This is a genomic window from Pseudomonas moraviensis, assembly GCF_900105805.1.
Classification (GTDB): domain Bacteria; phylum Pseudomonadota; class Gammaproteobacteria; order Pseudomonadales; family Pseudomonadaceae; genus Aquipseudomonas; species Aquipseudomonas moraviensis_A.
In genome coordinates, this window is sequence record NZ_LT629788.1 from 1090209 (window position 1) to 1102880 (window position 12672).

14 protein-coding genes are annotated in these 12672 nt (G+C 60.5%); 10 read left to right on the forward strand and 4 right to left on the reverse strand.

All coding sequences use genetic code 11. From position 1 onward, the window contains the following. Positions 1 to 23: 23 nt before the first annotated feature. Positions 24 to 464, reverse strand: coding sequence for a hotdog fold domain-containing protein (locus BLU71_RS05245; protein WP_083352469.1), 441 nt, complete (start codon positions 462 to 464; stop codon positions 24 to 26). A gap of 160 nt (positions 465 to 624) precedes the next feature. On the opposite strand from BLU71_RS05245, the gene BLU71_RS05250 reads away from it, so the two are divergent. Continuing rightward, entirely contained in the window at positions 625 to 1248 is a 624-nt protein-coding gene (locus tag BLU71_RS05250; RefSeq protein WP_083352470.1) for a TetR/AcrR family transcriptional regulator, read from the forward strand. Positions 1249 to 1361: 113 nt separating this feature from the next. On the opposite strand, the gene BLU71_RS05255 is transcribed toward BLU71_RS05250, so the two are convergent. Beyond that, positions 1362 to 2303 carry a class I SAM-dependent methyltransferase gene (locus BLU71_RS05255; RefSeq protein WP_065616053.1) on the reverse strand — a complete coding sequence of 314 codons (942 nt, stop codon included), beginning with the start codon at positions 2301 to 2303 and terminating at the stop codon, positions 1362 to 1364. Between the two features lie 200 nt (positions 2304 to 2503). Between BLU71_RS05255 and BLU71_RS05260 the strand changes: the two genes are divergently transcribed. From BLU71_RS05260 to BLU71_RS05275, 4 genes are all read left to right on the forward strand, one after another. Beyond that, positions 2504 to 2923: a response regulator gene (locus BLU71_RS05260; protein ID WP_065616054.1), complete on the forward strand. Its 420-nt coding sequence runs from the start codon at positions 2504 to 2506 to the stop codon at positions 2921 to 2923. 57 nt (positions 2924 to 2980) lie between these two features. Next, positions 2981 to 3649 (forward strand): HAD-IA family hydrolase, encoded by a 669-nt coding sequence (locus tag BLU71_RS05265; protein WP_083352471.1) that lies wholly within the window; start codon positions 2981 to 2983, stop codon positions 3647 to 3649. A 352-nt stretch (positions 3650 to 4001) separates the two neighbouring features. After that, positions 4002 to 4799, forward strand: coding sequence for an SDR family NAD(P)-dependent oxidoreductase (locus BLU71_RS05270; RefSeq protein ID WP_064363601.1), 798 nt, complete (start codon positions 4002 to 4004; stop codon positions 4797 to 4799). A gap of 21 nt (positions 4800 to 4820) precedes the next feature. Further along, entirely contained in the window at positions 4821 to 5234 is a 414-nt protein-coding gene (locus tag BLU71_RS05275) for an SRPBCC family protein (protein WP_065616056.1), read from the forward strand. Positions 5235 to 5362: 128 nt separating this feature from the next. On the opposite strand, the gene BLU71_RS05280 is transcribed toward BLU71_RS05275, so the two are convergent. Beyond that, complete coding sequence (locus tag BLU71_RS05280; protein ID WP_065616057.1) at positions 5363 to 6757, reverse strand: sensor histidine kinase; 1395 nt, start codon at positions 6755 to 6757, stop codon at positions 5363 to 5365. Beyond that, positions 6735 to 7418, reverse strand: a complete 684-nt coding sequence (locus BLU71_RS05285; protein ID WP_083352472.1) for a response regulator transcription factor — start codon at positions 7416 to 7418, stop codon at positions 6735 to 6737. Before BLU71_RS05285 ends, BLU71_RS05280 begins: the two co-directional genes overlap by 23 nt. Positions 7419 to 7726: 308 nt before the next feature. Between BLU71_RS05285 and BLU71_RS05290 the strand changes: the two genes are divergently transcribed. The 5 genes from BLU71_RS05290 to hcnC all read left to right on the forward strand — a co-directional run bounded on the left by BLU71_RS05290 (position 7727) and on the right by hcnC (position 12627). Then, a complete protein-coding gene (locus BLU71_RS05290; RefSeq protein WP_016775227.1) occupies positions 7727 to 8656 on the forward strand; it encodes a hypothetical protein in 930 nt (309 codons plus the stop codon). 211 nt (positions 8657 to 8867) lie between these two features. Next, positions 8868 to 9416, forward strand: a complete 549-nt coding sequence (locus BLU71_RS05295; RefSeq protein WP_317615018.1) for a hypothetical protein — start codon at positions 8868 to 8870, stop codon at positions 9414 to 9416. 238 nt (positions 9417 to 9654) lie between these two features. Then, positions 9655 to 9969 carry a (2Fe-2S)-binding protein gene (locus BLU71_RS05300; protein WP_083352473.1) on the forward strand — a complete coding sequence of 105 codons (315 nt, stop codon included), beginning with the start codon at positions 9655 to 9657 and terminating at the stop codon, positions 9967 to 9969. Continuing rightward, positions 9966 to 11375, forward strand: coding sequence for a cyanide-forming glycine dehydrogenase subunit HcnB (hcnB, locus tag BLU71_RS05305; RefSeq protein ID WP_083352474.1), 1410 nt, complete (start codon positions 9966 to 9968; stop codon positions 11373 to 11375). The genes BLU71_RS05300 and hcnB overlap by 4 nt, the downstream gene beginning before the upstream one ends. Then, positions 11368 to 12627, forward strand: a complete 1260-nt coding sequence (gene hcnC / locus BLU71_RS05310) for a cyanide-forming glycine dehydrogenase subunit HcnC (RefSeq protein WP_083352475.1) — start codon at positions 11368 to 11370, stop codon at positions 12625 to 12627. Before hcnB ends, hcnC begins: the two co-directional genes overlap by 8 nt. Positions 12628 to 12672 lie beyond the last annotated feature (45 nt).

Sequence of the window (12672 nt, forward strand, 5' to 3'; positions counted from 1 at the left end):
AGGGCTTTTTTGTGCCTGCAATCTCAACCGAGCTTGACGTTCATGGTGATGCGCGCGGTGAAGACTTTCTTGCCTTCGGTATCGTGAATGTCGACGTTGACCACCTTGTCGCCATCGCTTTGCCAATCCACGCCTTCAGCACTGGCCACGGCGGTGACGTCGGTTTTCGCCTTCGCCAGGTATTCCACGGTCATGCCTTTGGGAATCCAGCGCGCGCCGGCCGGGATGGATACGTCGGTCATCATGCCGCCGGCCAGTTCCGCCGCATTGCACATGGCGATCGCATGCACCGTGCCGAGGTGATTGGTGATTTCCTTACGAAACGGCACCTGCACCGTGGCGGCATTCGCACGCAGCTCGGAGATCAGCGGATTGATGCTGTTGAAGTACGGAGCGAACTGGCAGGCCATTTTGCTGAATGCATCAGGGCCGACACTGTTGAACATGCTGAGAGATTGACTCATGGAAAGCCTCGTTTAGGTTTTTACAGAATGATGTTCCGCTACAGAATAATGTTCTGTATCGGAACGGTATTCTGTTCCCGGCAAATCTGTCAACCTAGGCGCGATTTGTTCGCGGGCACTCAACGCCTTATTCGAAATTTGTTCTCGGACCACAAGCAGCATGGACACCGCCGATCTACTCGAACGCAGCTACCCCGGCCGCCGCGCCGAACTCAAACGCGATATCTTTCGCAAGGCCCTGAGCCTGTTCAATGAACAGGGGATCGAGGCGACCACCATCGAGATGATTCGCGCCGAATGCGACACCAGCGTTGGCGCGATCTATCACCATTTCGGCAACAAGGAAGGGCTGGTCGCGGCGCTTTTTTTCACTGCGCTGGAGGATCAAGGGCGTTTGCGGGACGCGTATCTGGACGCGGCCGATACCACCGAAGGAGGCGTGCAGGCGTTGGTATTCAGCTATGTCGACTGGGTCGAGCAACAGCCGCAGTGGGCACGATTCCAGTACCACGCACGCTTCGCCGTAACCAAAGGCCCGTTCAAGGACGAACTGGCCGAGCGCAACAGGACGCGCAATCTGCGCTTGCGCCAGTGGCTGGCCGAACCGGGTCGCGCTGGCGAGCTTCAGGAATTGCCTGCCGAGCTGCTGCCATCGCTGATCATCGGGCAGGCGGACAGTTACTGCCGGGCCTGGCTGGCAGGGCGGGTGAAAGGCAGCCCGACGGACTATCGCGAAATGCTTGCGCAGGCGGCATGGCGGTCGATTCGCGCTGAGGTCTGCTGAGCACGTCCCCCTGTAGGAGTGAGCCTGCTCGCGATAGCGGTGTGTCAGTTAACCATTTGCTGACTGACACACCGCTATCGCGAGCAGGCTCACTCCTACAGGGGATTTCTGTGTCAGCTGATGCGCTGGAAGACCAGGGCTTTCAGGCCACTCTCCGGGTCGATATCGGGGAACTCCGGCGGATTTTCCAGTCGTTGTTCGAAGCGCAGGCTTGGCGCTTCCTGGGTAACGCCGTCAATCAGAAAGTCCGAACCGAACGACGGATCGTTCATGCACGCCAGCACCGTGCCTTGCGCGGTCAGCAGCTCCGGCAAGCGGCGCAACACGCGCTGATAGTCTTTGGTCAGCAGAAAACTGCCCTTCTGGAACGACGGCGGGTCGATGATCACCAGATCGTACGGGCCGCTGTTGATCACCTTGCCCCAGGACTTGAACAGGTCGTGACCGAGGAAGCTGACTTTGCTCAGGTCGTGGCCGTTCAGCCGATGATTGTCGCGACCACGGCTCAGGGCCGCGCGGGACATGTCGAGATTGACCACATGACTGGCGCCGCCCTCGATCGCTGCTACGGAAAAGCCGCAGGTGTAAGCGAACAGGTTCAATACCCGCTTGCCCGCCGCTTGTTCGCGCACCCAGTTGCGGCCGTAACGCATGTCGAGAAACAGACCGGTGTTTTGCTTGCGGCCCAGATCGACGCGGTACTGCAAGCCACCCTCGACGATGGTCATTTCCTCGATTTCCTCGCCGATCAGCCATTCCGCTGTGCTTTGCGGCAGGTAACGATGCTGGATCAGCAGAGTGTGTGCGCCGGACTGCTGCCATTCGCTCGTGGCAGCGAGTTGCAACAGTGAATGCCTCAGATGTTGCAATTGCTCGGGCGCCGGCTCCTTGAACAGCGCCACCAGCACCACGCCCTGCAACCAGTCCACGGTCAGCTGTTCCAGCCCCGGCCAGCAGCGCCCGCGGCCATGAAACAAACGGCGGGTTTCGCTGGGTGCCGCTGCCAGCGCGGGCAGCAAATGGGCGTGGAGGGTGGCGAGGGCTTCAGGGTTCATGGATTACGGTTCGGCCTTTCAAAGGGCCGGCATTTTAACCACAAATGAGGGTTGCAGACGGCCGCTGCACCTCGAAAAACAACACCTTGGCGAAATCTGCTGTATCAAAAATGAATTTCTACAAGACGCGCTGCTCATACCAGATAAGCAGCGGATTCAAAACCGCTATTCAAAAAATGTAATTCGGGGGAGTGCTGTTCATGTGCCCTACACCTAGGTCGAGCGCGCACCTTCCTGACGGGTTGATTCTGGTTGTCGAGGACGATCCGTTGATTCTGGAATTTCTTTGCGAAATTCTCCAGGAGGAAGGGTTCAAGGTCGAACCGCAAACCAGCGCCGACGCCGCCTCACTGTATCTGGAAGAACACGCGGCGAAAGTCGCGCTATTGCTGACCGACATCACCATGCCCGGCACGCTTAACGGCGCCGACCTGGCGAATCTGGTCGGCGATCGCTGGCCGGAAAAACCGGTGATGGTGATGTCCGGCTATGAAACGCCGGAGACCTCCGGGGTCAAGCATTCGGTGGCGTTCATCAAGAAGCCGTGGGCGATCGGTCAGTTGCTCGACTGTGTGGAAAGTGCGTTCAAATCCAAGGCTCCGCATCCGCAGCTGCATTGACAAGTGCTACATTGCCGGGGCTGTCTGCCCCGGCCATCTGTCAGAGGATTTGCTCTTTTGTCTGCACAAGCATCGGTTTTTGATCGCGCATTCGCTGCGTTTCTGTTCGACATGGACGGCACCGTCCTTAACTCCATCGCCGCCGCCGAGCGCATCTGGTCAGCGTGGGCGGTGCGCCATGGCGTGGAGGTCGAGACGTTTTTGCCGACCATCCATGGCGCGCGGGCGATCGACACGATCACCCGCCTCAATCTGCCGGGTGTGGATGCCGAGCAACAGTCGGCGTTCATTACCGCCGCTGAAATCGAAGATGTTGAAGGCATTGTCGAAATTCCTGCGGCAGCAGCGTTTCTCAATGGTCTGCCGAAAGATCGCTGGGCGATGGTGACGTCAGCGCCGCGGGATCTAGCTCTGCGCCGGATGGCAGCGGCGGGGATTCCGGAGCCGGCAGTGATGATCACGGCTGAAGATGTGAAGGCCGGCAAGCCTGATCCGTCGGGGTATCTGCTGGCGGCGAAAAAGCTGGGCGCCGAGCCGGCTGACTGTCTGATTTTTGAAGACGCGACGGTTGGTATTCAGGCTGCGGAAGCGGCGGGCGCGGCGTTGATGGTCATCACCACTACGCATCAGCATCCGATTGAAACGGCTCACGCTACGTTGGCCAGTTACGATGCGATCGGCGTCAGGGTCGGCGCCGATGGTCTGCTTCGTCTGACGGAAATCTGATCTGTTCCGAAATGCCCCTCACCCTAGCCCTCTCCCGGAGGGAGAGGGGACTGACCGGGGGATATTCAGGTAATACGCCGACGTGAAAGGTCTTCTTTGAATCCATAATCGCTATGGTCTTTCAGGTCGACGTCAAATTCAGCACAACTCGGTCGGTTCCCTCTCCCCCGGGAGAGGGCTAGGGTGAGGGGCTGCGTTCTGCCAAGCGCAGAAAATTCTCGAACCAGGCAACATCCCCGTCACCGGTCGGCAGCTCAACCATGCCGGCAATATCGCAACTACGCTGATCCATGCTTCTGAAATCGTCGCCAAAGTCGAGCGCGGTGAAACCCCTTGCCAATGAGGTAAACGCATGAAGATTGATCTGAGTGGAAAACTGGCCATCGTCAGCGGCAGCACCGCCGGCATCGGTCTGGGCATCAGCCAGTCGCTGGCCGAAGCCGGGGCCACGGTGGTGGTGATCGGTCGCGACACGGCCAAGGTCGAGCAGGCGCTGGCGAGCATTCGCCAAGCCGTGCCGGGCGCGCAGGTGCGCGGTCTGACCGCCGATCTGGGCACCGCCGAGGGCGCGGAAAAGCTTTTCGCTGCAGAGCCGCGCGCGGACATTCTGGTGAACAACCTGGGCATCTTCAATGACGTCGATTTCTTCGAAACGCCCGACAGCGAGTGGACGCGCTTCTACGAGGTCAACGTGATCTCCGGCGTGCGCCTGGCGCGGCATTACGTGCCAGCGATGGTCGAGCAGGGCTGGGGCCGGGTGATCTTCCTGTCATCGGAATCCGGCGTGGCGACGCCGGCGGACATGCTCAATTACGGTGTGACCAAAAGTGCCAACCTCGCAGTGTCCCACGGCCTGGCCAAACGTCTGGCTGGCACCGGAGTCACGGTCAATGCGATCCTGCCGGGGCCGACCTTTACCGATGGCCTGCAGGACATGCTCAAGGACGCGGCCGCCGAGTCCGGGCGCGACCTGCGTGACGAAGCCGACGCCTTTGTGCGCAAGGCGCGTCCGACCTCGATCATCCAGCGCGTGGCGGATGTGTCGGAGGTGGCGCATCTGGTGACTTACATCGCTTCGCCGCTGTCCTCGGCCACCACTGGCGCCGCGTTGCGCGTCGATGGCGGTGTGGTCGACAGCCTGACTATCTGAATTTTTCAAAAGAGAGGTTTTATGCCAACAGCATCCGCAACCATCGACATCCCGGTCTCGGCCGATAAGGTCTGGCAATTGATCGGCGGCTTCAACACGCTGCCGGACTGGCTGCCATTGATCACCAACAGCGAACTGAGCGAAGGCGGGCGCGTACGCACCCTGAAGACCGCTGACGGCGGCGTGGTGGTCGAACGTCTGCAGACCTTCGATAACGCCGCTCGAACCTACAGCTATTCGATCGAACAGGCGCCGTTCCCGGCCAGTGATTACCTGGCGACGATCAAGGTTGAAGCCCAAGGGCAGGGCGCGCGGGTGACGTGGTCGGGGCGCTTTAACGCGGTCGGCGTGAGCGATGAAGAAGTGGTGGCGTTGTTCAACGGCATCTATCAGGGCGGGCTCGACGCCCTGCGGGCCAATTACCCAACCAGATGACACCGCAACCCCCTGTAGGAGTGAGCCTGCTCGCGATAGCGTCGTCCCAGTCGATACCTATGTTGACTGACACACCGCAATCGCGAGCAGGCTCACTCCTACAGGGGGGTTGCGTTTCAAGTTCGGAATCAGGAGTTTTCAATCAAACTCTGCCGGCAATCCAGCACCAGTTTCGCCCCACCCAGATCACTGCTGCCGACCTCAAGACTGAAGCCGTGCAGGCTGACAATCGCCGCGACGATCGACAGTCCCAGGCCAAAACCACTTTGCGGCTGGCCACCTTCAGTGCGATAGAACCGCTGAAACACCGCCTCACGTTCAGCCTCGGGAATCCCCGGCCCTGAATCATGCACCTCGATCCGCGTCTGCCCGTTCGCATTGACCCCACGCAGCATCACCGTGCCGCCGGGCGGGGTGAATTTGATCGAGTTGCTCAGCAGATTCGCCAGCGCTTCGAACAACAACGCCCGGTCGCCATTGAGCGGCGGCAGCGTCTCCGGCATGTTCAGTTGGAAACGCAGATCGCCTTCCTCGGCCAGCGGCAGGTAGAACTCGTGCAACTCTTCCAGCAGTTGCACCGGATCAAGCTCGACAAAGCCGGAACGACGCTGGCGATCTTCCAGTTCGGAAATCCGCAACAGACCACGAAACCGTGCCATCAGCGTATCCGCTTCAGCCAGTACCAGATCCAGTTGCGCCGCTTCCTGCGAGCCTTCGCCGGCCTGTTGCTGCATGCGATACAACTGCGCGCGCAAGCGGGTCAGCGGGGTGCGCAAATCGTGGGCGATGTTGTCGCAGACACCTTTGACCTCGTTCATCAAGCGCTCGATGCGCTCGAGCATGGCGTTGACGATGGCGGCGAGCATGTCCAGTTCATCGCGGCGATTGGACAGCGGCAAACGGTGCGTCAGGTCACCGGCAACGATCGCCTGGGCGCTGTTCTGGATCGCCCGAATGCGCTGCAACGGCCGGCGCCGCAGCAGATGCCAGCCAGCGATGCCCGGCAGGATCGTCAGTGACACGCCCCAGAACAACGCGTGCAGAATGATCCGCGTGACCGCAAACAACGAGCCATTGTCGCGCAGCAACACCAGCCAGCGCCCGTCACGGGTTTGTGTGGCCACCGCGTCGCAGCTGTCGCTTGGCAGGGTCGGGTCGTCGGAATCGGCGCACTCGGCGAGCATGTGGATCTTGCCGTCCAGCGGCAGTCCTTCGGGGATTTGTTGCAGCGCACCGCCCAGGTAATTGCCCTGGGCGTCGAACAGACCGTAGGCGTCGATGCCGCGAATGTCGAAGGTCATGCTGGCGGCGAGGGCGTCTTCCAGCTGCTCGCCGCGAAAGTGCGAGAACAGGTGCTGACGTTGCATCAATGAGTGTTTGGCGAGCTTGTCGAGGTAGCCGGACACCTCGTAGTACATGACCCCCATGAGAATTGCGCTCCAGGCCACGAACAGCGTGCTGTACAGCGCCAGCAAGCGACTGCTGGAGGAGCGCCAGCCGTCAGACGGGTTCGGCAATGACATAGCCCGAGCCCCGTACCGTGCGGATCAGCGGAACATGGCCCGCAGCGTCGATCTTCTTGCGCAGACGGCCGATGTGCACGTCGATCAGGTTGGTGCCCGGATCGAAGTGATAACCCCAGACCTCTTCGAAGATCATCATTCGCGAAAGAATCTGGCCGCTGTTGCGCATCAGAAACTCCAGCAGTTTGTATTCGGTCGGCAGCAGCGTCAGCACTTGCTCGGCGCGGCGGGCTTCGTGGCTGATCAGGTCGAGTTCGAGGTCGGCGACTTTTAGCGTGGTGGCCTGGGTGGCAACACTGTTCTGCCGGCGCAGTAACACTTCGACCCGCGCGGCCATTTCATCGGTAGCGAACGGTTTGGTCAGGTAATCATCGCCACCCGCGCGCAAGCCGCGCACGCGCTCATCGACATCGGAGAGGGCGCTGATCATCAGAATCGGCGTCACCACGCCCATGGTGCGCAACGTGGTGACAATCGCCAGGCCATCGAGCTCGGGCAACATGCGATCGAGGGTAATCAGGTCATAGTTGCCGCTGACGGCGCGGTCGAGGCCTTCGCGGCCATTGTCGACCCAGTCGACGTCCAGCCCGTGGCTGCTCAGTTCGGCGACGATTTCCCGCGCGGTCACGGCGTCGTCTTCGATGGTCAAGATACGAGTCATAGGCAGGCCTGCTGATCGGTTCAAACGGAATGGCAGCATTTTGCCAAGAAATTACCGTGACGCTTTAAATTAACTTTCATCTTGGTCGCCCACGCAAATCAGAACTGATCGGATTTGCCACTCTGGCGTCAATGCAGAAAACCCGCAGCAGTTCGCCCTTTATTGCAAATTGCACGGGCTTAGGAAGTTCAAGTTTTATAAATCATTGAAAAATATCGATTTATTAAAAGGCTGTAACTGGCACGGTCACTGCAATTCCTCACTTGACGAGTTGTAACACCATTTTTCATGCCTGGAGCAGCACAACAATGAACAGATCCCCTGATGGCTATTATCCTGCCGTGGAAGAGTCGAGCAGTGTCTCAGGCGTGTCCTGGGGCGCGATCTTCGCGGGTGCAGCGGCTGCCGCAGCACTGTCGATGATTTTGGTACTGCTCGGCTTCGGCCTGGGCTTTTCGGCTGTATCACCGTGGGCCGGAGAGGGCGTCAGCGCCAAAGGCCTGGGCATTTCGACGATTGTCTGGCTGGCGGTAACGCAGATCATTGCCTCCGGCATGGGCGGCTATATTGCCGGCCGTCTGCGCGTGAAGTGGGCCAACATGCACGGTGACGAAGTCTACTTCCGCGACACCGCCCACGGCTTCCTCGCCTGGTGCGTCGCTACGCTGGTCACGGCTGTGCTGGTTGTCGGTTCGGTGAGCAGCGTCGTCAGCGGTGGTGTGCAGGCCGGTGCCAATGTAGTCGGCGGTGCTGCCGGTGCGATGAGCCAGGCCGCCGGCTCGGCTGCTGCCAACACTGACAGCGATCAGTACGGCTACTTCGTCGACAGCCTGTTCCGCGATGATCGTCCTGCTGCCGTCAGCGATGACGCCGCACGCGGCACCGTGACCCGCATCTTCGCCCAGAGCCTGGCCAACGGTCAGCTCAGCGCCGAAGATCGCACGTATCTGGCACAACTGGTGTCGCAACGTACCAATCTGAGCCAGGCCGATGCCGAGCGTCGTGTCGACGAGATCTACGCCAACACGCAGAAAGCCATCGCTGACGCGAAACTGAAAGCTCAGCAAGCAGCTGACACCGCCGCGAAAGTTGCTGCCTACACCTCGCTGTGGATGTTCGTTGCGCTGCTGGCCGGCGCATTCTTCGCCAGCCTCGCAGCCACCTTCGGCGGTCGTCGTCGCGATGCGGTCGAGTACGTCGAAGTCGACACCTACACCACTACCACTCCGGTTCGTTAAAAAGGAGAGTCACCATGCGCTCATTACTGCTGTTCTTCCTCGGCGTACCGATCCCGATCATCATCCTGATCGCCCTGTTCGTACACTGATCCCTCTGAGGCAGGATGCCTCTGCCGCTTTCATCTTCGGGTGAAAGCGGCTTTTTGCTTTCTGCGGGGCCAAAAGCGAAAATCCCCGCGCAAAGCGGGCGTTCCGCTTTTTCACTTTAAGGATGAGTCAGTTGGACAAGAAGGAAATCAAACGCCAGGTCGCCGAAATGCTCGATGCCGGGCGCTCGAAAACCGAAACTTTCAAGGCCTTCTCCGGTGGAGCGCTGAAAGATAAGGCGCTGGCCTATCTGATCGGTTCGCGCCCGGATCCGGATCTGCTCGAACGCCACGCCGGCAAGATCAAGATCCTCCTCGGACTGACTTACGTTCAGGCCCTGATCGGTCTGGTGGGTGGCTATCTCCTCGGGCTGACCATCAGTACCGGTTTTGCCATCGGACTTGGTTTGTTCGCCGGTGGCGTGCCTTTGCTCTTTGCCTGGGGTTTTTATCGCAACGCGGCTCATGCTTACACGGTGTACGTGGTGCTCTCGATCAGCCAGGTTCCGCGCATGTTCAAGGAATACGGGGATGACCCGACCGGTACGGTGATCGGCGTGGCAATCACCCTGGCGATGATTTTCTACGTGGCCTGGCTGAAAAACCTGCTGTTCCCCGACCTTGGTTTCTTCGGCGCAAAGAAAATCAAAGGCCAGTTCGTCTTCTCCAATTGATCGTTGCCCGTCCCGCCAATTTCATTGGCCTGGATCAATATTTCCGTTGGCGCTATCACCTACCGTAAATGACCCAGGCCTTTGCTGAGGTATGAGCTACAGTGCTTGTCGCGCACCTTGTTGCGCTGACGAAGTATCCGCGTCGACGTTGAAAACACAGCAATAAAAGCGTCGACGAGGCGTAGTGCAGCAAGGAGCTGACACAACCTCAACCGAATCTTCACGGACGAACACCGTAATGAACTGCCTAGAAAGAACCTTCGATATCCAGCCCTTGGTGCAGGCGGACATGACCGTGCACATCAATGGCCAAGCGGTCAGCGCCGCTATCGGCGAAACCGTCCTCAGCGTCATCCAGTCCCTCGGCGTGCGTCAGATCGCACGCAACGATCACGATCAGATCAGCGGCGCCTATTGCGGCATGGGCGTGTGCCAGTGCTGTCTGGTGAAAATCAACGGTCGCCACAAGCGCCGCGCCTGTCAGACCGTGGTGCGTGACGGCATGCTGATCGAGACCCAGGTCAACCGCGTCGTCGCGCAGGAGGTCGTATGAGCCTGCAACCGTTGATTGTTGGCGGCGGGCCCGCGGGGATGGCGGCGGCCATCGAGCTGGCGCGCCATGGGGTGCGCTGCACCTTGCTCGAAGAGGCCTCGCGCCTCGGTGGGGTGGTGTATCGCGGGCCGTTGCGCGATGGCGTGCAATTGGATTATCTCGGGCCGCGTTACTCGGAAGCGCTGGACAAACTGCACGGTGAATTTCAGCAGCAGTCGGGCCTGATCGACGTGCGACTCAACCACCGCGTGGTCGGCGCCGAAGGCACTCGCGCAATGGTGGTGCTTGACGGCGATGAACAGCTGCACGAGATCGCTTATCCGCAGCTGCTGCTCGCCGCCGGTTGTCACGAACGCAGCGTGCCGTTTCCCGGCTGGACGTTGCCGGGAGTGATTCTGCTCGGTGGTCTGCAATTGCAGATCAAGAGTGGCGTGGTCAAGCCGCAAGGGCCGGTGATCATCGCTGGCACCGGGCCGCTGCTGCCCTTGGTCGCGACGCAATTGCATGCCTCCGGCGTGCGCGTCGCTGGCGTCTACGAGGCGTGTGCATTCGGCAAGATCGCCCGCGAGAGTCTGGCGCTCTTGAACAAGCCGCAACTGTTCCTCGACGGCTTGAGCATGCTCGCTTATCTGAAGTTGCACGGCGTCCCGATGAACTACGGCTGGGGTGTGGTGGAAGCCCACGGTGAAGGCGAGTTGAAAAGCGTCAGCGTCGCGCCGTATTCGGCGACCTGGGAGGCGGATCTGTCGCGGGTCGAACGCTTCGAAGCGCAGACGCTGGCGGTCGGTTACGGTTTTATTCCGCGCACGCAATTGAGCCAGCAGATGGGCCTCGATCATGGTTTCAGCGACGACGGCTACCTGCGTGCCCACGCGAATGACTGGCAACAAAGCAACGTGGCGCATGTGCATCTGGCCGGCGACATGGGCGGGATCCGTGGTGGTGAAGCGGCGATGCTGGCCGGCAGGATCGCCGCCACTTCCATCCTGCTGCAACGCGGCGTGCTCGACGCCGAACTGGCCCGCGTGCGCCGCGATCGCTTCGCGAGCAAACTCAGAGCCATCGTGCGCTTTCGTGCGGCGGTGGATCGCTACACCGAGCGCGGCGTCGGTCAGATTGCTCTGCCTGCGGCCGACACGGTGATTTGCCGCTGCGAACACGCGACCCGCGCTGACATCGACCTGGCGCTGGAGCAGGGCGTGCAAGACATCGCCAGCCTGAAAATGCGCACCCGCGTGAGCATGGGCGATTGTCAGGGACGGATGTGCGTGGGCTATTGCAGCGATCGCCTGCGCCAGGCCACCGGACGTCAGGATGTCGGCTGGCTGCGCCCGCGCTTCCCGATTGATCCGGTACCGTTTTCCGCGTTCCAGTCCCTCGGCAAGGAGGGCGCTTGCCATGAGTAAGTTCTACGACGTGGTCATTGCCGGTGGCGGAGTGATCGGCGCCTCCTGCGCCTACCAATTGTCCAAGCGCAAAGATCTGAAAGTTGCGCTGATCGACGCCAAGCGTCCCGGCAATGCGACCCGCGCTTCGGCTGGCGGTTTGTGGGCGATTGGCGAGTCGGTCGGCCTCGGTTGCGGGGTGATCTTCTTTCGCATGATGTCGGCCAATCGCAAGCGCGCAACCCAGGGCGCAGCGGTGGCGGTGGACGCCAGTACCCCGCATATCTTGCCGGAATCCTTCTTCGATTTTGCCTTGCAGTCCAACGCTCTTTACCCGGCGCTGCATCGCGAGCTGAAAGACAACCACGGCATGGATTGCAAGTTCGAAAAGACCGGGTTGAAGTTCGTGATCTATGACGACGAAGACCGGCTCTACGCCGAGCACATCGTCGGCTGCATTCCGCATCTGGCCGATCAGGTGCGCTGGCTCGATCAAGCGGCGTTGCGCGCGGCGGAGCCGAGCGTCAGCCATGAGGCGCGCGGGGCGCTGGAGTTTCTCTGCGATCATCAGGTCAGTCCGTTCCGCCTCGCGGATGCCTACATGGAAGGTGCGCGGCAGAACGGCGTCGACCTCTTCGTCAACACCCACGTCACCGGCGTGCTGCATCACGGTACTCGCGTCACGGGTGTGCAGACGGCGGAGGCGGGGGTGTTTCATTGCAAAACGCTGATCAACGCCGCCGGCGCCTGGGCGGCGGATCTGAGTGAGTGGGCGACGGGGATTCGTATTCCGGTGAAACCGGTGAAAGGCCAGATTCTACTGACCGAGCGAATGCCGAAAATCCTCAACGGCTGTCTGACCACCAGCGATTGCTACGTGGCGCAAAAGGACAATGGCGAAATCCTCATCGGCAGCACCACCGAAGACAAAGGATTTGACGTCACCACCACCTTCCCGGAGATTGCCGGGCTGGTGCAGGGCGCGGTGCGCTGCCTGCCGGAGCTGGCGGACGTCAACCTCAAGCGCACCTGGGCAGGACTGCGTCCGGGGTCGCCGGATGAGCTGCCGATCCTCGGGCCGATGCGTGGGGTCGAGGGGTATCTGAATGCCTGCGGACACTTCCGCACGGGGATTCTGACGTCAGCGATCACCGGGGTGTTGCTGGACAAACTGGTGAATGACGAACCGCTGCCGCTGGATATCACGCCGTTTCTCGCGGATCGGTTTGAAGTGGTACCGGTCAAACCGACACTGGAATTAGAACTGGCCTGACACCGATCCCCTGTAGGAGTGAGCCTGCTCGCGATAGCAGTGTGT